We start from the raw sequence: 25721 nt of genomic DNA, 5'->3' as shown, positions 1-25721 counted from the left end.
GGAGCGGTCGGTCTTTTGGTGCTGGCTGCGGCCGGCTGGTGGTGGATGTCACAGGGCGCCGACAGTGCCGGCGAAATCGTGATCGAGACCCATGACGTGGCGCCCGGTGAAGTGCGCCGGATCGTTGCAGCCTCGGGCGCCGTGCGGGCCCTCGTGACGGTCGAGGTCGGTTCGCAATTGTCCGGGCAGATCGAAAGCCTCTACGCCGACTTCAACGACACGGTCGAGGCGGGCCAGGTCATCGCCCAGCTCAATCCGGAGACCTATGAGACGCGCATCCGTGAAGCCGAGGCCAATCGCGCCACCGCCGCCGCCACGCTTGCGCTTCAGCGTGCCAACCGTCTGACGGCTGAGGCCAATGCCCGCTCGGCCCAACAGGAATATGATCGCGTCCGCGCCCTGTTCGACCGGGGGATCTCGGCCCAGGCGGCGCTCGACAATGCGCTGACAGCCCAGGAGGCCGCACAGGCCAACCTGGCCGTTTCCGACGCCCAGATCCGCAACGCCCAGGCCGTACTCGCCCAGCGTGACGCAACGCTGGAAGGCGTGCAGATCGATCTGGAACGCACCACCATCCGGGCGCCGATCAACGGTATTGTCGTCGACCGGGCCGTGGATGAGGGGCAGACCGTTGCCGCCAGCCTGTCGGCACCGACCCTGTTTACGATCGCCCAGGATCTCGGCCAGGTGCAGATCGATGCCCAGGTCGACGAGGCCGATATCGGCCAGATCGCCGAGGGCCAGCCTGTCTCCTTCACCGTTGACGCCTATCAGGGGCTGGAACTGGAAGGCGTGGTCGAGCAGATCCGTCTGGCGCCGCAGACCCTCAATAATGTCGTCACCTACACCGTGGTGATTTCGGCGGCCAATCCGGGCCAGCGCCTGCTGCCGGGCATGACGGCCAATATGGACATCATCACCGGCGAGCGGACCGACGTGCTGACTGTGCCCAATTCCGCCCTGCGCTTCCGGCCGCCGCCGTCGCTGGAAAGCCGGTCGCAGCCTGTCGAGGCGGGTGGCTCCGGTGGCGGACGCCCGGGCGGCGGTCGTGGCGGTCCGGGTGGCGGACGCAATCCGATGGCCCAGATGGCCGAGCAACTCGAGCTCACGCAGGACCAGCAGGAACGCGCCGGTGCGATTTTCCGCCAGGTCTTCGGCCGGATGGCCGCTGCCGCCCAGTCCGGCGAAACGCCGGATCGTGCCGCGGCCCAGGCGGAAATCACCCGGGAATTGCAGGCCGTGCTGACGCCGGAACAGATGACCCGCTACCGCGAAATCCAGCGCGAAATGCGTGAGACCCGCAATGTCTCCCTCTGGGTGCTCGAGGCCGACGGAACCCTGGCCGAGCGCCGCGTGCGTGTGGGTATCAATGACACCCAGCAGACCGAGGTTGTCGGTGGCCAGCTTGAGGCCGGCGAAGCCGTCATCACACGGGCCCGCGAGGTGCGTGAATAATGCCGGCGCTGATCGAGTGTCGCAATCTGGTCAAGACCTACACGATGGGCGACCAGACGGTGCACGCCCTCAACGGCGTCTCGCTCGATATCGAGGCCGGTGAGTATGTCGCCATCATGGGCACGTCGGGCTCGGGCAAGTCGACCCTGATGAACCTGCTGGGTGCCCTCGACCAGCCGACCTCGGGTGATCTGCGGATTGCCGGCGAGAATGTCCGGGCGCTGGGGCCGGACGCCGTGTCGCGCTTTCGCAACCGGACCATCGGCTTCGTCTTCCAGCAGTTCAACCTGCTGCCGCGCACCAGCGCGGTCGAGAACGCGGCCCTGCCGCTGATCTATTCGGGCATGCCGCATCGGGAGCGGGTCGACCGGGCCATGAAGCGATTGACCCAGGTCGGGCTCGGGGATCGCACCGATCACCACCCGTCGCAATTGTCGGGCGGCCAGCAACAGCGAGTCGCCATTGCCCGTTCCCTGGTCAACGACCCCAAGATACTGCTCGCCGACGAGCCGACCGGCGCGCTGGACACCAAGACGTCCGACGACATCATGGCAATCTTCGACCAGCTCAACCGTGAGGGCATTACCGTCATCCTGGTGACGCACGAGCAGGAAGTCGCCGATCATGCCCGGCGCCAGATCGTGTTTCGCGATGGCGTCATCGTGGAGGACCGCTCATGAATGCCTTTGCTTCGCTTCGGGTCGCACTGACGGCGCTCCGCATCAACGCGCTGCGCAGTGCGCTCGCCATGCTCGGTGTCATCATCGGCGTTGCCTCGGTGATCGTTCTGGTCTCCATCAGTGAGGGGACCAAGCAGGCGGTCGAGGCGCAGATTGCCAGCTTTGGTGCCAACCTCCTCATCATCCGTCCGGGTTCGTCGATGTTCGGCGGACGACGTGGCGGCGCCGGGTCTGCCGATCCGATGACCGATGGTGATGTCGTGGCGATCCGCGACGAGATTGCCGGCCTGGCCGGGGTCTCGGGCGAGGTGTCCGCGTCGACGACGCTGGTGTTCGGCGGCATCAACTGGAGTTCGCGCATCCAGGGTGTGAACCCGGACTATTTCTCGGCCCGCGGCTGGGTAATCGACGAGGGACGGGCCTTTTCCGGCGCCGAGGATACCGGCGGCCGACGTTATGTCGTGGTCGGCCAGACGATCATCCGCGAACTGTTTGACGGTGCCAGCCCGCTGGGCCAGTCGATCCGTATCGGCGGCCAGCCATTCGAGGTGATCGGCACGCTGGAGCCCAAGGGGGAGAGTTCCTGGGGGCAGGACCAGGACGATGTTGTTTTCGCGCCCCTGTCGACCGTCCGCCAACGTTTCGGGGCCGGCATGCGGGTGACGGTCCGGGATGGCGTTTCAACCATTTACGCCGATATCGCGCCGGGTGAATCCACCTCGCGCGTGATTGCCGATATCGAGGACCTGCTGCGCATACGCCGTGAGATCCAACCGGGTGCCGAGGATGATTTCGCGGTCGGCTCGCTGGCCGAATTTGTGCGTGCCCGCAATGAGACCGAGAGCCAGCTCGGCCTGTTGCTCGCCGTTGGTGCCGGCATCGTGCTTCTGGTCGGCGGGATCGGGATCATGAACATCATGCTGGTCTCGGTCACCGAGCGGACGCGCGAAATCGGCCTGCGCCTCGCCGTCGGCGCGCGGCGGGCCGATGTGCGCAACCAGTTCCTGATCGAAAGCATCGTGCTGTGCGTGATCGGCGGCCTGGCCGGACTGGTGGTCGGTGTCACCGGCACGCTAATCTATGCCGAGGTCGGACAGCTGGATATCCTGATCGACCCGGTCATCGTGGCCATCGCCATTGGCGCCTCGGCCTTCGTGGGTGTGTTCTTCGGACTCTATCCGGCACACCGCGCCTCGCGTCTCAATCCGATCGAAGCGTTGCGTTTCGAATAGGTGGACAGGCGCCGGTTGTCAGCCGGATTCGCGTCGCGCCGAAGGCGGCGTGCGAGGCAGGTCGAAGATGAAGCTGGCGCCGTGTCCCGGTTCTGATTCAACACGGATATGACCGCCCAGCCGCTCGACCGCCTGGCGGACAACGGCCAGCCCGATTCCGGTGCCTTCATATTGTTCGCGCGTGTGAAGGCGTTGGAATGGCGCGAAAATCTTTTCGGAGAACCGCGTCTCGAGACCGATACCGTTATCGGTGACGGAGAAGGTCCAGCCGGCCTCATCCTCGACGGCATCGATTTTCACGACGGGGTCGGCATTGCCGCGATACTTCACCGCGTTGGAGATCAGATTCTGCACAATCTGGGTCAGCAGGACGTGGTCGGACTGGATAACCGGGAGCTCGACCGCGGTGATGCGGGCATTGCACTCACTGATCGGTGTTTCAAGTTGATCGATGATGTCGGCGACCAGCGCATTCATGTCGACATCCCGAAGATTCAGCGGCTGGCTGGCGAGTTTGGAATAGGACAGCAGGTCATTGATCAATCGCTGCATGCGCTGGGCCGCGTCCGCCAGGAAGTCGAGACTGCGCACACCGTCCTCATCCAGCTTGTCGGCATAGCGGCGTCGCACCAGCGAAGAGAAGGCCGCGACCTTGCGCAACGGCTCTTGCAGGTCGTGTGAGGCGACGGTGGCGAAACGGTCGAGTTCGCGATTGGTCCGTTCGAGCTGTTCATTGGCGGCTGTCAGCTCGGTGATGTCAGTAAGGGTGGCATAGCTGCGCAGCGGCCTGCCCTCGGCGTCGCGCTCGAGGAATGAGGACAGCAGGACATCGACCGGCTCGCCGCTCTTGCGCAGGAAGCGGTAGGCCGTGTGGGTGTTCTGACCCATCTGGAACAGCTTGGGCAATTCAACCCGAACGGCGCGCTCGCGCGATTCTGCGTCGAGGAAATCGGTGGAGCGCCGCCCGATCACCTCGGACCGCTTGTAGCCCAGATGGGACAGCCAGAAGTCGCTGACCTCGACGATGAAGCCGTCGGCATCGATCGTGTGCATCATGGCGGGCGTGGCCCGGTAGATGCGTTCGAAGCGCGCACGCTCGTCCGCCATCAGCGTTTCCAGCCGCCGCGTGGCGTCGATATTCCACAGCACGCCGGAGGCGGCCGTCGGCCTCCCGTTTTCGTCGCGCTCGACAATGCGACCGGTCGAGCGGTGCCAGACGAAGTCACCGGTCCAGTCCCGCAACCGATACTGGTCGTCGGCCTGGACATCTTCGGCGGTGAGTATGTGGGCAACAGAGGCGTCGACCGCGACCAGGTCGTCCGGATGGATGCGCTCACGCCATTCGGAGACGGGGAGGGTTCGCGCATCGTCGTCGCCAAACAATTGCGCCACGATCGTGCCGCGCAAATTGATGGTCTGGGCCACCAGGTCGATGCGCCAGGTTCCCAGTGCGGCCGCCGTCACGGCCTGGAATAGTTGCTGCTCGCGATCCGCGAGCGCTTCCTGGGTCTCCAACCGCTCAGTGATGTCGGCGATGAATCCGGTCGCCACAGTCGGGTCGCCATTGGTATCGCGGTCCGAAATCCGTCCGCGATTGTGGATGCGTATCCATCCACCGGTCTCCGACTGGTAGCGCACGATAATGTCAATCGCGTTGCGGTCTCCCGATTGCAGCGCCCGAAACGCCTCGCGCGCGGTGTCGAGATCGTCTGGATGGACTCGGGTTTCCCAGTCATCATAGGTGATGCGGGCATCCTGGGGTGGCAGCCCCAACATCTCGGCGATGACGGCACTGACCTCGCCGACGCGGGTTTTCAGATTGACCCGCCAGGCGCCTTCTCCGGCTGCGACCAGCGCTTCGCGCAGTCGTCTGTCGCTTTCCGCCAGAGCCCGCTCAAGACGTTGCTCTTCGGTGATGTTGCTGACGATCCCGGCGGCGCGGGCCGCCTGTCCGTCCGGTGTCCATTCAACCACGCGTCCGCGCGAGCGCAGCCAAACTTCCGAACTGTCCGGCCCGATGACCCGGAAACGACCCAGGTCCTGACTGGTTCCGGCGTCAATCTGGTCGCGGGTCTGATCGGTGAAGTCGCGGAATCTGGCCCGTGCCACCGGTTCCGAATCGGAGGGCATCAGGCCGAACCAGTCATCCAGGGTGATGGTCGCGCCATCCTCGATCTGCAGCAATCGTGAGATGAGCCCCGAGACAAGCAGGCGTCCGGCAGGGACATCCATGCTCCATGCGCCGTCATTGGCTCCCTCCAGCCCTTCGCGCATGAGCCGCTCGGTCTCGGCCAGTTTGAGTTCCAGCCTCTTGCGCTCGGTAATGTCGACCAACATGCCGACGGCAATGGGCGGGTCGGTGTCGGGTTTCACACCGCCGCGTGATCGAAGCCAGATCCAGTCACCGGTGCGGGAATCGCGCACGCGGTATTCCACATCGAGGACGCTGGAGTTTCCATCTGCCAGCGTCTGTATTTGCCGGGCGACCTCGCCTCGATCATCCTCGTGCGTGCGTTCAAGCCAGCGGGTGCCGTCGATTCCCGGATCCTCATCGGCAACACCGAGTATGGCGCGGATGGGTCCGATCAGCGTTACATCCATTGTGGTCGGATCCGCCTCCCAGACGCCGCTCGAACCGAACTCGATGGCTTCGGCGAGCTGACGTTCACGGGCCGCCAGCCTGGCTTCCAGATCGTGTCGTTCGGTGGTGTCGGCGACCACGCCAGATACGCGCAAGGGTTGGCCGTCCCGGGAAAATTCGGTGACCTTGCCGCGCATGTGAAGCCAGCGGATCTCGCCGTCAGCGCGGGTGGCCTGGAACACGATGTCGAGCGGCCGTGTCGGTTGAGTGCGTAGCGTTTCGAAGGCGCCCGCCAGGCGTTCGCGATCATCTTCGGCAGTGATTTCCAGCCATCGTTCCAGCGAGATGGTGGCGTCGGCGCTGGAAATGCCGAGGAACTCGTTGATGAAGCCGCGCGTCGATCCCAGCCGGGTCACCAGGTTGAGCGAGAAGGCGCCTTCATTGGCCGATGCCAGCGCCGCGCGCAGCTGGATGTCGCTGGCTTCAAGCTTGGCCTTCAGGCTCAGCTCAGCCGAGACATCACGGATGAACAGCAGTGTTCCCGTGCCATAATTGCCTTCATTGGTGGCGCGGGCTGCGACCGTCTCGCCGTCAAATACCCGACTGGCGCGAGTACGATAGCGAGCCGTGAAACGACCTTCCGCCATGCCGTCAGGGATATTGAACCGTGTCGCTTCAAGCTGGTCATAGGCGCGCGGGTCCGCAAACACGATCTGGGCCCGCTTGCCGGAGAGGTCGGCCCGGTCATAACCCAACAACTCCGCAGCGGCCGCATTCACGGCGGTAATGGCGCCGCCGGCGTCCAGCGAAAGAATGGCCAGGGGCGAACTGGCGAACAGTGCGCGTTGGGTATCGGCGGACCGTGGGGTCATCGCATCCATGCTCCCGCAGCGTGTGTCATCCACAACCTCTTGGCATATCCTCGGGTGACAGTGTGACTGAGTCCCGCCCGGAAGGAAAAGGATTGATGCGCCGGAAACTTAGCAGCGGCGTTTTGTGTCCGCCACGCAAAGACATCCCGCCTGTCGGGCAGTTGGGAATGAGAACGAGGCTGGTCATGGGCCAATGTGTCGATATGCTCCCCCGCTACCGAGTATTTGGGGAGTATTATTGTGCCCAAGGCCCATTCCAGCCTGTCGACGACGGCGCCGATTTTGCAGGTCTCAGACCTCAATGTGAATTTCCAGACCCCTGACGGTGAGGTCGAGGCGGTCAAGGGTGTGTCCCTGGAGATCAATGCAGGCGAATGCCTGGCAATTGTTGGTGAGTCCGGTTCCGGCAAGAGCCAGACCTTCCTTGCCGCGATGGGCCTGCTGGCCTCCAACGGCAAGGCGACCGGCTCGATCAAATACCGTGACATGGAAATTCTCGGCCTGTCCGCGAACAAGCTGAACCAGGTGCGTGGTCGCTCGATGACCATGATCTTCCAGGACCCGCTGACCTCGCTGACACCGCACATGACGGTCGGTGACCAGATGCGCGAAGTGCTCGGGATCCACATGAAGATGCGCGGCAAGGCAGCTGATGCCCGCGCCCTGGACTGGCTCAACCGGGTTCGCATTCCCGAGGCCAAGCGCCGACTGGCGCAATATCCGCACGAATTGTCCGGTGGCATGCGCCAGCGTGTCATGATTGCCATGTCGATGCTGTGCGAGCCCGACCTGCTGATCTGCGACGAGCCGACCACCGCGCTCGACGTGACGGTGCAGGCCGAAGTGCTCGACATCATGGACGAGCTGAAGCGCGAGACCGGTGCGGCCCTGGCGCTGATCACCCACGACATGGGTGTCGTCGCCCGCATGGCCGACCGGGCCCAGGTGATGAAGCACGGCGTCTATGTCGAAGGCGGCACGATCGAGGACATCTTCGCCAATCCGCAACACGACTATACGCGCATGCTGCTGGAAGCCATGCCGCGCCTTGATCGCCCCGATCGTCCGGGACACACAACGCTGAAGCCGGTTGCTGCCGCGGCCGATGCCGAACCGCTGCTGGCCGTCGACAACGTCAAGGTCCAGTTCCCGATCCAGGTCTCCGGCGGCCTGCGCCCGACCTACAAGACGCTGCGCGCCGTCGATGGCATCAGCTTTGATCTGCGTCCGGGCGAGACGCTGGGCGTGGTGGGCGAGTCCGGCTGCGGCAAGTCGACCCTGGCCCGTGCGGTCCTGCGACTGGTTCCGGCCCAGGAGGGCGCCGTGTCATGGATCGGTCGCGACTTGCTCGGCCTCAAACGCAATGAGCTGCGCAAGACCCGCGAAGAATTCCAGATCGTCTTCCAGGATCCGCTCGCCTCGCTTGACCCGCGCATGACCATTGGCGCCTCGATCGAGGAACCGCTCCTGACCTTCCGCAAATCGATGAAGCGCGCGGAACGTGAAGTCGTGGTCAAGGAGATGATGGAAAAGGTCGGCCTCGACCCGAACATGATCAACCGCTACCCGCACGAGCTGTCCGGCGGCCAGAACCAGCGCGTCGGCATTGCCCGCGCCATGATCCTGCGCCCCAAGCTGGTGATCTGCGACGAGGCCGTCTCGGCACTCGACGTTTCGATCCAGGCCCAGATCATCGAGCTCCTGATCAAGCTGCAGCAGGAGATGGACCTGTCGATGATCTTCATCTCTCACGACCTTTCGGTCGTGCGTGAGATCTCGCATCGGGTCATGGTCCTCTATCTCGGCCGGATCGTGGAACTGGCGGACCGTACCAATATCTATGAAGACGCCCGCCACCCTTACACCCAGGCCCTGATCTCCGCCGTACCGGTGCCGGACCCGGTGGTCGAGAAAGCCCGGGTCCGCGTCAAGCTGGACGGCGAGCTTCCCTCTCCGATGGACAGCCGCGCCCAGCTGCGCTTCATGAAGTCCAAGCTGATCGATGATCCGGATGCCGACCAGTACCGTCCGCAATTGATGGAAGTCGCCGAGGGCCACTGGGTCGCCGAGCACGACCCGTTCGAACGGACGTCGGGCTGACAAGGCCCTTTGCAGCTTATTCACTCGACATCGGTTCGGACACCACTAGGTTCCGAACCTGAAACCATGACCGGGAGTGCTTGAATGGCCTTGAAAATCGGAACGGGAACCGGCGCAACAAGCCTGACCGCGATCCTCGCCCTGGCGGTCTCGCTGGCGGCCTGCCAACCGGCCAGTGACCGTCCCGAGGCGGACGTGGCGATCCCGACCGATTATGCCTTTGTCCACGAGGTCACCGATCTCCCGGCCGATCCCGACATCATCTACGGTCAGCTCGAAAACGGTTTGCGTTATGCGGTGCGGACCAATGAAACGCCGCCCAATGTCGCTTCGGTGCGGATGGTGTTCAACATGGGCTCGCTCGGCGAGGCGGACGACCAGCGCGGTCTTGCCCATTTCATCGAACACATGGCCTTCAACGGCACCACCGACGTTCCCGAAGGCGAGATGGTGCCCCTGCTGGAGCGCTACGGTCTGCAGTTCGGACCCGATACCAATGCCTTCACCGGCTATGAGACGGTCGGCTACCAGCTCGACCTGCCCGATGCCGGCGATGAGGCGGTCGAGACCGCGCTGTTCCTGATGCGCCAGACCGCCAGCGAAATCCTGTTCGATCCCGAAGCGATCGACCGCGAGCGCGGCGTCGTGCTGTCCGAAGAACGCGTCCGCAACACCCCGATCCGTCGCTGGAACAATGCGGTGTGGCGCTTTCGCCTGCCCGACACGCTGGTCCCGGATCGCGATGCCATCGGCACCACCGAGGTGCTGGAAAATGCCCAGCGCGAGCGCTTCGTCGATTATTACGAGAATTTCTACACGCCCGAGCGCGGCATGGTCGTGGTGGTCGGTGATGTCGACCCGCAGGCCGTGATTGCCCGGATCGAAGCCAGTTTCGCCGATTGGGAAGGCCTTGAGGCCCCCCGCGAGGACCCGGATCTGGGCACCGTGTCGGCAGACCGACCGATCTCGGCCGGCTATTTCCATGACCCGGAAATCTATACGATTTTCACGGTCGACGCCGTGCGGCCCTTCACGCCGGTCCTCGACAGTGCGGCGGCCCGGTTTGACAACAACCTGGCCAATATCGGCGATGCCATTCTCAGCCGTCGCTTCGCCACCCTGACCAGTTCGGGCACCTCGCCGCTGATCCAGGCAGCCGCCAATCACGGAACCGATTTCGGCATTGCCGACCGGGCTTCGGTGCTGGCGATTGCCCGCCCGGATCGCTGGGAAGAGGGTGTGGCTGCGGTCGAGCAGGAATTGCGCCGGGCGCTTGAGCATGGCTTCACCCGGGCCGAACTCGACGAACAGATCGCCAATCTTCACACCGCCCTGCGCGACGGGGCCGAGCAGGCGGGCACGCGCCCGACCTCCGGCCTGGCCGACCAGATCTGGTCGAACTGGCGCTCGGACCAGGTGCTGACCACCCCGCAATCGATGCTGGAGCGCTTTGAAGCGACCTTGCCTGATGTCACGCCCGAAGCTGTTTCGGCGGCCTTCCGGGCCCGCTGGGACGGTGTCGAGCCCTTGCTCTTCCTGGCCACATCGGTCGAGCTGGAAGACCCGCAGACCCGGCTCATTGAAGCCTGGCAGGCCAGCGCGGAACAGCCCGTCGAGGCACCGGAAGATCATGGCGAGTTGAGTTTCGCCTACACCGATTTCGGTCCCGCCGGAGAGATAACGTCTCGTGAGGAAATCGCCGATCTGGGCCTGGTACGACTGCGTTTTGCGAACGGTGTCGCGGTGACGTTCAAGCAGACCGATTTCGAAGACGGGACCGTGCGTGTCCGCCTCGATTTCGGTCGCGGCGAGCTGGAGCCGCGGGCCATGCCGGCGGTCGATATCATCGCCGGTTCGGTGTTCACCGCCTCGGGCCTGGGTGAGCATTCCGCCGATGAGCTCGGCCGCGTCCTGGCCGGTCGCAATATCGGCTACAGCTTCAATGTCGGCGATGACAGTTTCAGTTTCAACACGGCGACCACGCCGGGTGACCTGCGCATCCAGATGGACCTGCTGACGGCCTTCCTGACCGATCCGGGCTGGCGCCAGGAGGGGATGGAGCAGTTCCGCGCCGTGATCCCTGAAATTCGCCGCAACTCCTACTCGACCCCGGGCGGTGTGATGTCGGCTGAAGTGGCGCGCCTGATCCGCTCCGGGGATGAGCGCTACGGCCTGCCCGATCCGGAACAGGTGGCCGGTGTCGACATGGCTGCGATCCGTGACTTCCTGACCCCGGCGCTGGAAAGTGCGCCGATCGAGCTGACGATTGTCGGCGATGTCAGCGAAGAGGCCCTGATCGAGGCTCTGGCAGCGACACTCGGAGCCCTGCCGGACCGGGCCGACAGCTGGCCGGATTATGCCGAGGCCCGCACTGTGGTTTTCCCGGATCCGGTCGTCGAACCGGTTGTGCTGCTGCACAACGGACCGGCCAACCAGGCCCGTGCCAATGTCTACTGGCCGACATTTGACGACAGTGATCCGGCCCGTACGCGAGCGATGGCGCTGTTGAATGCGGTGTTTGATCTCAAGCTGACGGAGCGCCTGCGCGAACGGGAAGGGCTGACTTATTCCGCTTCGAATGCCGCCAGCGAATCCGACGTTTATCCCGACTATGGCTATCTTTATGTCGGCGCCGATGTCCGTCTCGAGACGGTCGACCAGACCTATGCCGCGATCAATGAGCTGGCCGCGGACATGGCCGCCGGGTCGATCAGCGATGACGAATTCCTGCGGGCCCGTACCCCGCTGCTCGAGCGGATCGAGAATGCGCAGGAAAACAATGGTGCCTGGATGTCCTGGCTGTCGCAGTCCTGGGCCCACCCCGACCGCCTCGACCGGATCCGGTCCCTGCGCTCGGACTATGAAAGTGTCACCCGCGAAGACCTGGTTGCCCTGGCCGCAACCTATATCGCCCCCGAACGCAGCTGGCGCGTCACCATCGTGCCGCGCGACGCCGAATAACTTCCAGTCTACAGGATAGATCCATGACCCGTTTTGCCCTCGCCGCGACCTGCTGTGCCCTGGCGCTGTCGGCTTGTTCGCAACCTGCCGACACGGCCACACCCGAAGCTGAAACCGAGACCATGACCTCCAATACCTCACTCACCGACGCCATCGCTTCCGGCGATGCCGATGCCCTGCGCGCGCGCCTGGAACTGGCCCATCGCGTCGTGCCCAATCTCGATCAACTGATTGCCCGTCAGCTGATTGTCGATGAGGCCCGCACCTGCTCCGTCGATGACAGTGTGACCATCCCGCTGGTTGATCTGCCCGAGGATGCCAATGATCCGGCCGCCAATGGCGTCCAGGCCGATACCTATCTGACCGCCATGCTCGACGAGCCCTGCGTGTTCGCCCTCCCGTCCGGTCTGCTGTTCCGCATCCGCACGGCGGTGGAAGAGGGTGCCAGCCCGATGCGGGGCGATATGGTGACGGTCAATTATCGCGGCCAATTGCTCAATGGCGAGGAGTTCGACAGCTCCTGGACGCGCGGCGAGCCCGCCACCTTCCCGTCCGACCGGCTGATCGCGGGCTGGGTTGAGGCCTTGCCCCTGATGCAGGTCGGCGAACGCTGGGAACTCTTCATCCACCCGAATCTGGCCTACGGCATGAATCCCAGGCCGGGTGGCCCGATCGGCCCCAACATGGCGCTGGTCTTCGAGCTGGAATTGCTCGACCTGCCGGGCTGACCCCGCTCTGGAATTCGAATGAAACGGCCTGACGCCTGTCGCTTACCGCGACAGGCGCAGGTTTGTCAGGTCACCGGCGATCATCTCGAAGGCGTCTTCCAGCGCTTCCGATGAGGGCGAGTCGAAATACAGGCTGGGATGGCTGGCGCAGTCCTGCATCAGGCTGCGGGTCGAGCTGGAATTGACCTGGAAGGTGATGGTGTAGACGCGGATGCCCTGTGCCTTGGCGTAGTCGCAAGCATCCTCCAGGCGGTCATCAAGGCGGTTGCCGAGCGTATTGCTGCTGGATGATGTCGTTCCCAACCGGCCATGGGCGGAAAATCCATAGGCCGAATAGTCCGAGCGCAGGTCGGTCGACCGGCCGGTCAGGACGTTGTCGCCATCGGTCAGGATCACCATCGCCTTGATGATCTCGCGATCATCATAGGCGGCCCCCTCGGTGAAGGGCTCCTGCGGCGACAGCACGCGTATGCCCCAGCCCACGCCCTGCGGAATATTGGTGGTACCGCTGGCGTCCATGTCGTCGATGGCATTGAGCAGGCGTGTGCGATTGGTGGTCAGCGGCGTGATCGGTTCGGTTGTGCAAGCCATGTTCGGGCTGCCACCGCTGGGGCGTCCATTGTCGTATTTGAGCAGGTTCAGCAGGCGACCGAGCAGGCCGCCGGTCAGCCCGTCGCTGAGATAGTCATTGGAGTAGTCACGGTCATTGTCGGGTTCATCAGGCGCAAAGTACGGCACGAAGAGCGTCTGCGGATTGCCGGCCGATGGGGGGGTGTCGTCAATGTCCATCGGGATGGCGCGCGCTTCGACACAGCCCTCCCATTCCGTATTGCGCAGATCGTCAAACAGGTCCCAGTGATTGATGGTGATTTCCTCGGTCGTGCAACGCCGCCGCCGGCCGCGACCGGTGCAGGTCTCGACCTCGACGGTGCTACCGCCAGCCCATTCGGCGTGGAGCGGTGAGGCGGCCAGCGGATCGAGCCACCAGGCGCGCTCATAATTCGTGCCCACATTCACCGTCGCCGCGAACGGAACCAGCCCGATCTTGACGTCTTCCGGGTCGTCGGCGGCGTCAAACAGGATTTCGGTGAGCAGCTCGGCACTGTCACGCAGATTGCGGATCTTCGAGCCGCCCATCGAGCCGGTATTGTCGAGCACCATGACCAGTTCCAGCCGCTGGCGGGCTCGCTGGACCTCGCTCTCCCAGTGAACCGTGATGTAGTCGAGACCGATCATGCCCAGCATGGTGGTACGGACACGGGCCTCGCCACGGACGGTAACCGTGTCGGTCTCGTCATCGATAAAGACATTGACGTTCTGCACCACACCGAGCTCGCGTCCGGGATAGTTGGCATCGATGAAATTATTGGCGATTGCGGTCGCTTCCGAGCTCGACAGGCTGGTATTGACGCCGACCGCGAGCGCAGCCGCGTCGAGGGCCTGGGCCAGGCGCGAGCGGGCGTTCATCGACTGGCTCAGATCGACAGCACCGCCGGACAAAAGCGCGACGGGGACCAGTGTGAGGGCGAAAATCGTCGCGACATTGCCGCGGGTTTCGCGACAGAAGCGGGCACCAAGAATGAACAGGCCTTTGAACGGCATGGCTGTGATCCAATACAGAATTGGTCAAATTGTATCGGACTGGCATTAAGGGGGGGTTATAAGTCGCGGTTATCCGGGCGTTAATCGAGGCCTATCTCGACAGGCGGAGATTGGTCAGGTCGCCGGCGATCAACTCGAATGCCGCCCGCAGCGCGTCCTCCGACGGGCTGTCATGATACAGCGTCGGATGGGTCGCACAGTCGCGCATCATGTCGCGGGTCGAGCTGGAATTGACCTGGAAGGTGATGGTGTAGACCCGGATGCCCAGCGAGCGGGCGTATTCGCAAGCCGCCAGCGTGCGCGCGTTGAGGGCATTGCGGATGGTGTTGTCCGAGGAGGACTGGATGCCCAGCCTCCCGTCGCGCATGTAACCATAGCCGGAATAGTGCGAGTAGTTGGGGTTGTTGCGGCCGTCGAGATAGTTCTCGCCATCGGTCAGCACGACCATTGCCTTGATGGTGTCCTCCTGGTCGAAGGGCACGCCCTCGGTGAACGGCATGCCGGGCGACAGGACGCGGACGCCCCAGCTGACCCCGATCGGGATGTTGGTGGTGCCATTGGCAATCATGTCCCCGATCGCATCATCGATGACGTTGCGCTGATCGGTCAGCGGGGTGATCGGCCTGGCCGTGCAGCCCCATTGCGGGCCGCGACTGCTCGAATTGATCCAGGCATTGTTGTATTTGGGCGTGTTGCGCATCCGGGCACGTTCATCGGACCCGCCCATGCCGTCATTGAGGTAGGAATTGGCGTAGCTGGCATTGTTCGCATAGTTGGACTCGTCCGGTGCGAAATAGGGCAGGAAAAGCGTGTCCGGGTCGCCGGCATCCGGCGGCGTGTCCTCGACATCATGGGGGATGGCGCGGGCTTCGACACAGCCCGCCCACTCGCGATTGCGCAGATTGTCATACACATCCCAGCGATTGGCGGCGGGATCGAAATTCTCGGCATGAAGCGGTGACTGCGCGTTGGCATCCAGCCACCAGGCCCGCTCGTACCGGCTGCCGACATTGACCGTCGCCGAAAACGGCACGAGGCCGATTTTCAGCCGGTTCGGATCGGAGCTGTCAAACAGGATATCGGTCAGCAGGAGGCCGGCCGAGCGCAGGCTGGATATCTTCGATCCACCCATCGAACCGGTATTGTCGAGCACCATGACCAGCTCCAGCGACGAGCGCGCGCGCTGGACCTCGCTTTCCCAGTGAACGGTGAGGTATTCAATGCCGATCAGCCCGAGCACGATGGTCTGCACCCGGGATTCGGCGCGCACGGTCACCCGGTCCTGGTCGGGGTCGAGCTGGACCTCAATATTGCCGACCACGCCGAGTTCGCGGTCGGGATAATTGGCGGCGATGAATTCCGACGCGAGGCTGGCCGCTTCCGTTTCGCTGACCGAAGTCTGCACGCCGACAGCGAGCGCTGCCGCGTCCAGTGCGCCGGACAGGCGGGCCCGGGCGTTCAGCGCCTGGTTGATGTCGACCGCACCGCCCGACAACACCGTGATCGGAACCAGCATCAGCGAGAACAACAGGGCGATATTGCCGTCGCGACTGCGCTGAAAGTCTGCCAGACGGTCGAAAATCTTGCGCCACATGTGAAGCCGATCCCATCCTTGCCGATCGACAGGATGCCCGCACCGGGCCGACAAGCGCAGCGTTGTTTGATATCGCTGTGAAAGACTCCATAACAGCCACAGTCAAATACGGATCAGATTGTCGCCATGCCCGCCTCCAAACATCTCGACGCCGCCATTTCCGAATTGCGCGACCTGGTCGCGTTTGACACCACTTCGCGCAATTCAAACCTGCCGCTGATCGACCATGTCGAGGCCAAACTCCTCGCCCTGGGTGCCGAGTGTGAGCGCATTCCCAGTGAGGATGGCAGCAAGGCCAACCTGCATGCCCGCTTCGGCCCGGCTGTGGATGGCGGCGTGGTCCTGTCCGGACATACCGATGTCGTGCCGGTCGACGGCCAGCCCTGGACGTCCGACCCCTGGGTGCTGACCGACAAGGGCGATGGCCGGCTTTATGGCCGCGGCACCTGCGACATGAAAGGCTTCTCCGCCTGCATTCTGGCGTTGGCGCCGGATATCGCGAAGGCTGATCTGAAGCGACCAATCCATATCGCCTTGTCCTTCGACGAGGAAGTCGGCTGTCTGGGGGCGCCGGCGCTGATCAACCGGATCATGGAAGGTCCGGTCAGGCCGGCCATGGTGGTGGTGGGCGAGCCGACCGACATGCAGGTCGTCACCGCCCACAAGGGCCTGTTCTCGCTGACCGTGACAGTGCGCGGCCGCGAAGCCCATTCCTCCTTGGTCAGGGATGGGGCCTGTGCGATCACCCACAGCGTCCCGCTGATGCAGTATCTGGTGGATGAGGCGAAGAAGATGGAACTCGCCGCGCCGGCGGACAGCCCCTTCAACCCGCCGCACGGCACGCTGACCATTGGTGAGATCAAGGGCGGCACGGCGCTCAATATCCTTGCCCTGGACTGTGAATTCGGCTCGTTGATGCGGCCCTGCCCCTGGGATGATCCGCACGCCATCGCCGACGGACTGCGCGAGCGGGCGGCATTGGTCGAGACCGAGATGCGCAAAAGCGCTCCGGAAGCCTCGATCGAGATCAAGGTGCGATCCGACGTGCCCGCCTTTGCGCCGGAAACCGACGGCGCCGCCGAACGTCTCGCCCGCCAGCTCACCGGCGACAATTCCACACGCGTGGTCAGCTATGGCACGGAAGCCGGCCAGTTCCAGGCGGCGGGCTTGTCCGTTGTTGTCTGCGGTCCCGGCTCGATCAACCAGGCTCATCAGCCCGATGAGTTCGTGGCCATTGACCAGCTCGCAGCCTGTTGTGATTTTCTTGAGAAAATGGTGCGGAAATCGGAGGCCTGACATCGCGGCCGGGGACAGGCATGACTTATCGCTATGCATATGATGCCGGGATCAATGCGTTCCGGATCCGCTTCGAGGGGGCGGTCGACATGGAGGAGATCCTGCGCTCGGACCGGGATATCATCCACGAGCCGGAATGGGCTGGCTCGCGCCGGATTCTGACCTTGCTTGATCGTGATGCTGATCTGAGTGCCCTGACCATTCGGCAATATCTTGACGTTGCCATGCCCTATATGGATGCGACGCGGGATGTTCGCGGTGATGGCACGCGCGAAGCCTGGGTCATCCCGGCGCGCTGGAATTCGCCCATTATCCACGTCTGGGAGCAATTGCCCCACAAGGACGAGCACCATGCCTTCGCGGTGTTCGAGACCGAACCGGAAGCGCTGGACTGGCTGCTGCAATCGGCGCCGGGCGGCGGATAGGTTTGCAGGAAAAGGGCGCCTCGCGACGAGGCGAGGGTCTTGGCACCCATTCCACAATCGTCATCCGGACGCACGTCAGGACCCAAACGGGCGGTTGGGCTGGGTTCCGGGCACAAAAAAGGGCGCCGCAGCGGGCGCCCTGTTGTGTGGAAGGTGCAAAGCCTACTCTGCGGCCGTCTCCGCCGGTGCTGTCGCTGCCGCATCTTCGCGACACTTGCCCCAGTATGAGATGCAGGGGATTTTGGAGTGGTCGCAGCGGTCCGCATATTTGCGGGCGATGTCGGTGACTTCTTCCATCAGACCGTCGGCGAGCGTGGTCGGGTTCAGGCCCAGCTGGAGGAAGGTGTTGTTCTCGACATGCAGGTCGTTTTCGTCCGCCTCATTGCGCGGATTGGGGACGAGTTGCAGCTCGGCGCCGGCCAGGTCGGCAATCATCTTGGCCAGGTCGCGGACCCGGTGGGTCTCGGTCATCTGGTTGAGGATGTGGACCTTGTCGCCCGGCTTGGGCGGGTTTTCGACCGCCAGCTGGATGCAGCGCACCGTGTCCTGGATGTGGATGAAGGCGCGCGTCTGGCCACCGGTGCCGTGCACGGTCATCGGATAGTTGACGGCGGCCTGCATCAGGAAGCGGTTCAGCACGGTGCCGTAATCGCCGTCATAGTCGAAGCGGTTGATCAGGCGTTCGTCGCGCTTGGTGTCTTCCGTCTGCGTACCCCAGACGATGCCCTGGTGGAGATCGGTGATCTTCACCTGGTCGTTCTTGTTGTAGAAATGGAAGAAGAGCTGATCCTGGGTCTTGGTCATGTGGTAGATTGAGCCCGGATTGGCCGGGTAGAGGATTTCCTGATCCTTCAGCCCTTCATCCGTTTCGATCTTCACCTTGAGATAGCCCTCGGGAATCTTCATCCCGGCCGTGCCATAGCCATAGACGCCCATCGTGCCGAGGTGGACGAGATGGATGTCACGGCCGCTCTCGACGATGGCGGCGAGCACGTCATTGGTGGCGTTGAGATTGTTGTCGACCGTATAGCGCTTGTGACGGGCCGATTTCATCGAATAGGGCGCGGCGCGCTGTTCGGCGAAGTGGACGATCGTGTCGGGCTGTTCAGCCTCGATCAGGTCGACCAATTCCTGATAGTCCTTGCCGATATTCATGTTCACGAAGGCGATGTCGCGACCGGACACCTCTTTCCACGCGGCCAGGCGTTCCGACATCGGCCGGATCGGAGTCAGGCTCTCGACCTCAAGCTCGATATCGATCTTGCGGCGCGACAGGTTGTCGACGATCACGACGTCGTGGCCGAGATTGGAGAGGTGGAGTGCGGTCGGCCAGCCACAGAAGCCGTCTCCGCCCAGAACAATAACTTTCATGCGACGTCTGCCCTTGACGTTAAATCCCTAGACATTTTGTTCTCGCAGCGGTGCGCGGGCATGGCAAGAGGTGGCCTGCTTTGGGCACTGTTGCCGCCAAACGCAATTGAGGCCGTTGTCCGCCCCTTGGCGCCAAAGCGGCATGGTGCAGCCGATAACGGTATCATTGAGGATGGATGCGCAAATTTCTCTGATTCGGCATGAAATTTGCGATATTTGGCGCATGCTTGGGTGAATGAGCTGGTGCGCCCTGATATGGGAAAAATTCCGTCTCCGGCCGATTCCCGCACAGCATTGGTGGACTAGCACCTCAAAGGTCGCTAAATCCGCGCCAACTTCCTCCGGACGTCCCCCGGTCCGGTGTTCTGACATGGAGAGATGAGTATGGCCCTTCGGGTTGCGATTACCGGTTTTGGTCGTATCGGCCGTCTGGCGTTGCGCGCGGTTCTTGAGAGCAAGCGCTGGGACGAAGTCGAGATCGTGGCGATCAATGACAGCTCGACCCCCGAAACCAATGCCCACCTCCTGACCTATGACAGTGTGCACGGTCGTTATCCCGGCGAGATCAAGGTCGGTGATGACTGGATCGATGCCGGTTTCGGCAAGATCCAGAAAGTCTCCAACCGCAATCCGGCGCAGCTGCCCTGGGGTGATATGGGCGTCGACATCGTCATGGAATGCACCGGTGCCTTCAACTCGAAAGAGGCTTCGATGGCCCACATCGAGGCAGGCGCCAAACGCGTGCTGTGCTCGGCCCCGGCCAAGAATGCCGACAAGACCATCGTCTATGGCGTCAATCACGACCAGCTGACGGCCGAAGACATCATCGTGTCCAACGCCTCGTGCACGACCAATGGCCTGGCCCCGGTCGCCAAGGTGCTCAATGACGCCGTCGGCATCGAGCGCGGCCACATGACCACCATTCACGCCTATACCGGCGACCAGCCGACGCTGGACCGCAATCACAAGGATCTGCACCGCGCCCGCGCCGCCGGCATGTCGATGGTCCCGACCTCGACCGGTGCCGCAAAGGCTGTCGGCCTGGTCCTGCCGGAACTGGTCGGCAAGCTCGACGGCGCCGCCGTCCGCGTCCCGACCCCGAATGTCTCGCTGATCGATCTGGTCTTCACGCCGGGCCGCGCCACCACGGCGGAAGAACTGGCCGCCGCCGTCCGCGCCGCCGCTGACGGTCCGATGAAGGGCGTGTTGGGTTATGACAGCCTGCCGCTGGTCTCGATCGACTATAATCACGACAGCCGCTCCTCCATCGTCGCCCTCGACAAGATCAAGGTCATCGACGAGCGGCTGGCCCGGGTCATGACCTGGTATGACAATGAGTGGGGCTTTGCCTGCCGCATGGTCGACACCACCGTCGCCATGGGCAAATTCCTGTAAGTCCAACAGTCCGAAGGACCGAGCCATGACCACGATCCGTCGCATCCAGGATGCCGATGTTGCCGGCAAGCGCGTGCTTGTCCGCGTTGATTTCAACGTGCCGATGAAGGACGGGCAGGTCACCGACGCAACGCGTCTGGAATCGGCCCTTCCGACCATTGACCACCTTGTCGAGCGTGGCGCGAAAGTCGTCCTGATGGCCCATTTCGGTCGCCCCAAGGGGCAGCGCGTTGCGGAGATGTCGCTGGAGCCGGTCTGCCAGCCGCTGGCGGATCTGATGGGTGTCGAGCTCAGCTTCGTCGATGACGTCGCGGGCGAGGATGCTGCGGCTGCCGTGGCCAGCATGGCCGATGGCGATGTCCTGCTGTTGCAGAATACGCGCTATGAGCCGGGCGAAGAGAAGAATGAGGCCGGTTTTGCCAAGGCCCTGGCCGAGCTGGGCGATCTCTATGTCAATGACGCCTTCTCGGCCGCGCACCGCGCCCATGCCTCGACCGAGGGCGTGACCCATCACCTGCCGTCCTATGCCGGTCTGGCCCTGCAGCGCGAGATCGACCATCTGGTCGCGGCGCTGGAAAGCCCCAAGCGTCCGGTCATTGCCCTGGTGGGCGGTGCCAAGGTCTCGACCAAGATCGACCTGCTGCAGAACCTGGTGAAGAAGGTCGACACGCTCTTCGTCGGTGGCGGAATGGCCAACACGCTGCTGCACGCCCAAGGTTTCAAGGTTGGTGCCAGCCTGTGCGAAAAAGACCTCGTCGACACCGCTCGCGCCATCCTGGCGGCGGCCGAGGAAAGCGGCTGCAAGCTGATGCTGCCGAGCGATGTGGTGCTGGCAAAGGAATTCAAGCCCAATCCGGAAACCCGCCTCGCGGCGGTCACCGACGTCCAGGACGACGAAATGATCCTCGATTGCGGGCCGGCCACCGTGGTCGCGCTCGGTCAGGCGATCGACAAGTCGGCGACGCTGATCTGGAATGGTCCGCTCGGCGCGTTCGAGACGCCGCCGTTTGATACCGCCACGGTCGAGGCCGCCCGCCACGCTGCGCGCGCTGCCGCCGAGGGCGAGCTGATCGCGGTTGCTGGTGGTGGCGACACGGTTGCTGCGCTCAACCAGGCCGGTGTGTCGGGTGATTTCACCTTCATCTCGACGGCCGGTGGCGCATTCCTGGAATGGATGGAAGGCAAGACCTTGCCCGGCGTTGCCGCCGTCATGGGGACGCCCGAACTGGTCGCGTGACGCGGCGGGATGACTTGCCGCATATCGAATGGTATCGGTAACATGAAAAGTCGGGCGAGGCGCGAAAATCCGCGCCTGACCGGTGGGAATTTCGGTCGCCCCGCGCTAAAAGGGCGACAATCGGAACGGGCAGGCGGGCGCCTGTCGCAACATGCTTGAACAGCTGGGGGTATCCTGATGGATCTCGATCAACTCAACGAAATCGCCTGCGCCATGGTGGCCCCGGGCAAGGGTATTCTGGCCGCTGACGAGTCGACCGGCACGATCGGCAAGCGCTTTGCCTCAATCGGTCTGGACAATACGCCGGACAATCGCCGCGATTGGCGCGACATGCTGTTCCGCACCGAGCCGGCCATGAGCAAGCACATCTCCGGCGTCATCCTCTATGACGAGACCATCCGCCAGAGCGCCAAGGACGGCACCGCCCTGACCAAGCTGATCACCGATGCTGGCTCGATCCCGGGCATCAAGGTCGACATGGGTGCCAAGCCGCTCGCCGGTGCCGAGGGCGAAACCATCACCGAGGGTCTCGACGGCCTGCGCGATCGCCTGGCCGATTACTATGAGCTGGGCGCCCGCTTCGCCAAATGGCGCGCGGTGGTCAATATCGGCGGTGGCAGCGATGAGAGCGTGCCGAGCCAGTATTGCATCAACACCAACATGCACGCCCTGGCCCGCTATGCGGCGCTGTGCCAGGAAGCCAATATCGTTCCGATCGTCGAGCCGGAAGTCATCATGGATGGCGATCACTCGATCGAGCGCTGCTACGAGGTTACCGAGTTTGCGTTGAAGACCCTCTATCGCGAGCTGTTCGACCAGGGCGTGGTGCTGGAAGGTACGATCCTGAAACCGAACATGGTCATCTCCGGCACCAAGAACGACGATCGCGCGACCCGCGAGGAAGTCGCCGACATGACGGTCCAGTGCCTGGCCAATTGTGTCCCGGCAGCCGTGCCCGGCATCGCCTTCCTGTCCGGCGGCCAGTCCGACGAGGAAGCCACTGACCACCTCTCGATCATGAACGAGGCCTATGACCTGCCCTGGCCGATGACCTTCTCCTACGGCCGCGCCCTGCAGGCCGCCCCGCTGAAAGCCTGGGCCGGCAAGGCAACGAACTACGACGCCGCCCAAGCCGCCTTCAACCACCGCGCCCGCATGAACGGCCTGGCCTCGCTGGGCGAGTACACGCCGGAGATGGAAAAAGAGACGGTCTAGGTCGGTCAGAGGCAATGATTGAGTGGATTGCGGCAGCGCTCGGCATTGCCAGCGTCTACTTGATCATTCGTCAGAGCCTGTGGTGCTGGCCGGTCGGCATTGCCATGACCGGCCTGTACGCTTGGGTCTTCCTTGATGTGCAGCTGTATTCTGATTTCGGATTGCAACTGATCTATGTCGGGCTGCAATTTTACGGCTGGTGGTTCTGGCTGGCCAAGCGCGATGAGGCCCTTGCGCGTAACGCGGCACCGATCCGGTTGTTGTCATCTCGAGCGCGCGTCATGTGGCTCATCGGCGGGGCACTGGCCTTGCTGGCGCTTGGGACTGTCATGGCGCGGCACACCGACGCGGCCCTGCCGTACTGGGACGCGGGGACAACCTGTTTCAGCCTCGTCGCCCAAACCCTGCTGGCCAGAAAATACCTGGAAAACTGGCTGGTGTGGATCGGGGTCGATGTGGTCTCCATCGGCGTCTATGCGGCCAAGGGGTTGTATGTGACGACTGGCCTCTACGCGGTCTTCTTGGGTATGGCGGTCTGGGGTTTTCTGGCCTGGCGACGCGCCTATTCCGTTCAAACGTCGCCCAAGCTGTCATGAGTCGATCGGGCTTTGTGTTGGGCAAATTCTTGCCGCCGCATTCGGGTCACGAATACCTCTGTGATTTCGCCGCCGCCCATTGTGATCGACTGACCATTCTGGTTTGCAGCATTGGAGGCGAACCGATCCCCGGCGCGTTGAGACATGCCTGGATGAGCGAACGCTTCCCCGATGCGCGTGTGTTGCACTGCGCGGAGGAGGTGCCGCAGGCGCCGGAGGATCATCCTGATTTTTGGTCGATCTGGCGTGATCTGGTCCGCCGCTACCATCCCGAACCGATAGATGAGGTCTTTGCGTCGGAAGCCTATGGAGTCCGTCTGGCAGAGGAGCTTGGGGCCAGCTTCGTTCCGGTTGACTTGGCTCGCACCGTTCAGCCGGTGTCAGGAACACAGGTGAGGGCTGCGCCCTGGGCCTGCTGGGACCGGATATCCGCGCCGGCGCGCCCCTGGTTCGTGCGTACCGTTAGCGTTCATGGGCCAGAGAGTTCAGGCAAGACAACGCTGGCAGAACAGATCGGTACGCATTTTGGGACCTGTGTGGTCCCGGAGTTTGGCCGAACCTATACCGAGTTGTTCGGCACCGACTGTGATGCCGACGATATCGTCAAGATTGCCCGTGGCCAACAAGCGGCAATCCAGGCCGCCCGCCGACAAGCGCGCGGGCTACTGGTCAGCGATACGGATGCGGTCATGTCAGCAGTTTGGTCCGACATGCTCACCGCAGGGCGTAATGCCTGGTTCGACGAAGGCGTAAAGCCTTGCGACCTCTATATCCTGACAGGAGTGGAATTTGATTGGGTTGATGACGGGACCCGATACTTTGCCGATCGCGACACGCGAAATGATTTCTACGCACGCTGTGAAGCCGAACTGGTCCGGCGCGATCTGCGCTATGTCGTTGTATCGGGCGACAGGAACAAGCGGTTGGAAACTGCGGTGCAGGCGATCGAAGCCCGCTTTGCGGACATGATCGGTCGCGTCTGAATTCCACTCTCCAGACCGACCACAAAAAACCCCCGGCCGCAAAGCCGGGGGTTCTTCATTTGGGCGTGATCGCCGGAGCTTAGTCGTGCAGCTCGGAGATGTGCAGGGTCGAGGAGGCCAGGTCGCTGTTGGAGCCATAGGTGCCGATCCAGATGTCGTACTGGCCGGATTGCGGGCTTCCCCAGCTGAGCGACGGGTCGAGACCATTGGTGTCGTCATTGCAGTACCAGGAACCGTCCGGACCGTTGACCACGAGGGTGGTGTCGGCATTGGAGTAGGCGCTGATGTAGAGCGGCAGCGAACCGGCCGAGAAGTTCAGGCGGAAGTCCGGTGCGTTGGCGATCATGCCGCGGCAGGACGAGGACAGGTTCGACGCTTCGATCGTGCCGCCAGCGGTGATGGCGACGGTGTACGGATCCGGCGTGAAGCCCGAATTCAGGTTGACGGTGCCGAAGGTCGGCTGGAGCGACCAGTCCTGGGCGGCGGCGAGGCCGGCGAAGGAAGCGGCTGCAATGCCGGCGGCGAGAATGGTTTTGAATGACATATGGAATTCCCCTTTTTTAAGACGCGCAGGCAGCAGGCCTACCCGTGTTGCGCGACACCCTTGTATAAACTGGATGAAAGGAAGATGAATGACCCGAATGGGTGATGTTCATCTTCGAGCGACGCGGCGCCATTGTGTGAATTGGCCAGTCCTGCCAAAAGATGGCGCATGAGCCAGCTTTACCTGATCACCCCGCCCCGCATCACTGCCGATTTCCTCGCCACGCTGGAGAGCGCTCTGGACGCCGGTCCGGTTTCGGCGCTGCAAATCCGCCTGAAGGATCACACCGAGGCCGAACTGCTGGAGCTGGCGCCTGCCCTGATCAAGGCAGCCCAGTCGCGCGGTGTGGCGGCCATCCTCAATGACAGTCCGCAGCTGGCTGACCGGCTCGGCTGCGATGGCGTCCATATCGGCCAGTCCGATGGCCGCGTGAAGGATGCCCGCGCCATCATGGGCAAGGAGTGCACCATCGGCGTCACCTGTCATGCCAGCCGACACCTGGCCATGGTGGCCGGCGAGGCCGGTGCCGACTATGTCGCTTTCGGAGCTTTCCATCCGACGCAGACCAAGCCGACCGATCATGTCGCCACGACCGATCTTCTGACCTGGTGGGTGGAGCTGTTCGAGCTGCCGTGTGTCGCCATTGGCGGCATCACGCCCGGCAACGCCGCCCCGCTGGTCGAGGCCGGCGCTGACTTCCTCGCCGTGTGTGGTGGTGTCTGGCAGCATGCCGACGGTCCGGCGGCGGCGGTGCAGGCTTTTGCGGCGCTGACCAGCGAAGCCTGACCGGATTACAATTCACCCAGCTTGCGCAGTCCGGCCTTGACGGTGCCGCATTCGTCACGCTCTAGGAT

At 63.3% G+C, this 25721-nt stretch carries 19 protein-coding genes; 14 read left to right on the top strand and 5 right to left on the bottom strand.

Going from position 1 to position 25721, the window contains the following annotated elements; genetic code table 11:
* The 3 genes from ACN0X9_RS03910 to ACN0X9_RS03900 all read left to right on the top strand — a co-directional run.
* Positions 1 to 1455, top strand: a 1455-nt coding sequence (locus ACN0X9_RS03910; protein WP_417486326.1) for an efflux RND transporter periplasmic adaptor subunit, incomplete at its 5' end; no start/stop codon positions are given.
* On the top strand, positions 1455 to 2135 hold the full coding sequence (locus tag ACN0X9_RS03905; protein ID WP_417486325.1) for an ABC transporter ATP-binding protein: 681 nt from the start codon (positions 1455 to 1457) through the stop codon (positions 2133 to 2135). The genes ACN0X9_RS03910 and ACN0X9_RS03905, both read left to right, overlap by 1 nt.
* The gene (locus tag ACN0X9_RS03900; protein WP_417486324.1) at positions 2132 to 3367 is read left to right on the top strand and encodes an ABC transporter permease; all 1236 of its coding nucleotides are present in this window, start codon (positions 2132 to 2134) and stop codon (positions 3365 to 3367) included. The genes ACN0X9_RS03905 and ACN0X9_RS03900 overlap by 4 nt, the downstream gene beginning before the upstream one ends.
* An 18-nt stretch (positions 3368 to 3385) precedes the next feature.
* On the opposite strand, the gene ACN0X9_RS03895 is transcribed toward ACN0X9_RS03900, so the two are convergent.
* On the bottom strand, positions 3386 to 6820 hold the full coding sequence (locus ACN0X9_RS03895; RefSeq protein ID WP_417486323.1) for a PAS domain-containing protein: 3435 nt from the start codon (positions 6818 to 6820) through the stop codon (positions 3386 to 3388).
* Positions 6821 to 7060: 240 nt separating this feature from the next.
* On the opposite strand from ACN0X9_RS03895, the gene ACN0X9_RS03890 reads away from it, so the two are divergent.
* From ACN0X9_RS03890 to ACN0X9_RS03880, 3 genes are all read left to right on the top strand, one after another.
* Positions 7061 to 8920: a dipeptide ABC transporter ATP-binding protein gene (locus ACN0X9_RS03890; protein ID WP_417486322.1), complete on the top strand. Its 1860-nt coding sequence runs from the start codon at positions 7061 to 7063 to the stop codon at positions 8918 to 8920.
* A gap of 84 nt (positions 8921 to 9004) precedes the next feature.
* The gene (locus ACN0X9_RS03885; protein ID WP_417486321.1) at positions 9005 to 11881 is read left to right on the top strand and encodes a M16 family metallopeptidase; all 2877 of its coding nucleotides are present in this window, start codon (positions 9005 to 9007) and stop codon (positions 11879 to 11881) included.
* Positions 11882 to 11904: 23 nt separating this feature from the next.
* On the top strand, positions 11905 to 12609 hold the full coding sequence (locus ACN0X9_RS03880) for an FKBP-type peptidyl-prolyl cis-trans isomerase (RefSeq protein ID WP_417486320.1): 705 nt from the start codon (positions 11905 to 11907) through the stop codon (positions 12607 to 12609).
* Between the two features lie 42 nt (positions 12610 to 12651).
* Here ACN0X9_RS03880 and ACN0X9_RS03875 read toward each other — a convergent pair whose 3' ends face one another.
* Both ACN0X9_RS03875 and ACN0X9_RS03870 read right to left on the bottom strand, forming a co-directional pair.
* Positions 12652 to 14211, bottom strand: a complete 1560-nt coding sequence (locus ACN0X9_RS03875) for a pilus assembly protein TadG-related protein (RefSeq protein ID WP_417486319.1) — start codon at positions 14209 to 14211, stop codon at positions 12652 to 12654.
* Positions 14212 to 14302: 91 nt separating this feature from the next.
* Positions 14303 to 15805, bottom strand: a complete 1503-nt coding sequence (locus ACN0X9_RS03870) for a pilus assembly protein TadG-related protein (RefSeq protein ID WP_417486318.1) — start codon at positions 15803 to 15805, stop codon at positions 14303 to 14305.
* A gap of 126 nt (positions 15806 to 15931) precedes the next feature.
* Between ACN0X9_RS03870 and argE the strand changes: the two genes are divergently transcribed.
* Both argE and ACN0X9_RS03860 read left to right on the top strand, forming a co-directional pair.
* Positions 15932 to 17101, top strand: a complete 1170-nt coding sequence (gene argE, locus ACN0X9_RS03865; protein ID WP_417486317.1) for an acetylornithine deacetylase — start codon at positions 15932 to 15934, stop codon at positions 17099 to 17101.
* A 20-nt stretch (positions 17102 to 17121) separates the two neighbouring features.
* A complete protein-coding gene (locus tag ACN0X9_RS03860; protein WP_417486316.1) occupies positions 17122 to 17526 on the top strand; it encodes a hypothetical protein in 405 nt (134 codons plus the stop codon).
* 162 nt (positions 17527 to 17688) lie between these two features.
* Here ACN0X9_RS03860 and ACN0X9_RS03855 read toward each other — a convergent pair whose 3' ends face one another.
* Positions 17689 to 18897 carry an NAD-dependent epimerase/dehydratase family protein gene (locus ACN0X9_RS03855; RefSeq protein WP_417486315.1) on the bottom strand — a complete coding sequence of 403 codons (1209 nt, stop codon included), beginning with the start codon at positions 18895 to 18897 and terminating at the stop codon, positions 17689 to 17691.
* A 384-nt stretch (positions 18898 to 19281) separates the two neighbouring features.
* On the opposite strand from ACN0X9_RS03855, the gene gap reads away from it, so the two are divergent.
* The 5 genes from gap to ACN0X9_RS03830 all read left to right on the top strand — a co-directional run bounded on the left by gap (position 19282) and on the right by ACN0X9_RS03830 (position 24323).
* Positions 19282 to 20292 carry a type I glyceraldehyde-3-phosphate dehydrogenase gene (gap, locus tag ACN0X9_RS03850; RefSeq protein WP_417486327.1) on the top strand — a complete coding sequence of 337 codons (1011 nt, stop codon included), beginning with the start codon at positions 19282 to 19284 and terminating at the stop codon, positions 20290 to 20292.
* 25 nt (positions 20293 to 20317) lie between these two features.
* Entirely contained in the window at positions 20318 to 21529 is a 1212-nt protein-coding gene (locus ACN0X9_RS03845; protein WP_417486314.1) for a phosphoglycerate kinase, read from the top strand.
* Positions 21530 to 21706: 177 nt separating this feature from the next.
* Positions 21707 to 22744, top strand: a complete 1038-nt coding sequence (locus ACN0X9_RS03840) for a class I fructose-bisphosphate aldolase (protein WP_417486313.1) — start codon at positions 21707 to 21709, stop codon at positions 22742 to 22744.
* A gap of 14 nt (positions 22745 to 22758) precedes the next feature.
* Positions 22759 to 23340 (top strand): nicotinamide riboside transporter PnuC, encoded by a 582-nt coding sequence (gene pnuC / locus ACN0X9_RS03835; RefSeq protein WP_417486312.1) that lies wholly within the window; start codon positions 22759 to 22761, stop codon positions 23338 to 23340.
* Positions 23341 to 23492: 152 nt separating this feature from the next.
* Positions 23493 to 24323 carry an AAA family ATPase gene (locus ACN0X9_RS03830; protein WP_417486311.1) on the top strand — a complete coding sequence of 277 codons (831 nt, stop codon included), beginning with the start codon at positions 23493 to 23495 and terminating at the stop codon, positions 24321 to 24323.
* Positions 24324 to 24402: 79 nt separating this feature from the next.
* On the opposite strand, the gene ACN0X9_RS03825 is transcribed toward ACN0X9_RS03830, so the two are convergent.
* Entirely contained in the window at positions 24403 to 24867 is a 465-nt protein-coding gene (locus ACN0X9_RS03825; protein ID WP_417486310.1) for a peptidase S1, read from the bottom strand.
* Between the two features lie 168 nt (positions 24868 to 25035).
* Between ACN0X9_RS03825 and thiE the strand changes: the two genes are divergently transcribed.
* The gene (gene thiE, locus ACN0X9_RS03820; RefSeq protein ID WP_417486309.1) at positions 25036 to 25653 is read left to right on the top strand and encodes a thiamine phosphate synthase; all 618 of its coding nucleotides are present in this window, start codon (positions 25036 to 25038) and stop codon (positions 25651 to 25653) included.
* Positions 25654 to 25721 lie beyond the last annotated feature (68 nt).

The organism is Maricaulis sp., assembly GCF_048268525.1.
Taxonomy (GTDB): Bacteria; Pseudomonadota; Alphaproteobacteria; order Caulobacterales; family Maricaulaceae; genus Maricaulis.
This window is presented reverse-complemented; position numbering and strand designations above follow the sequence as displayed.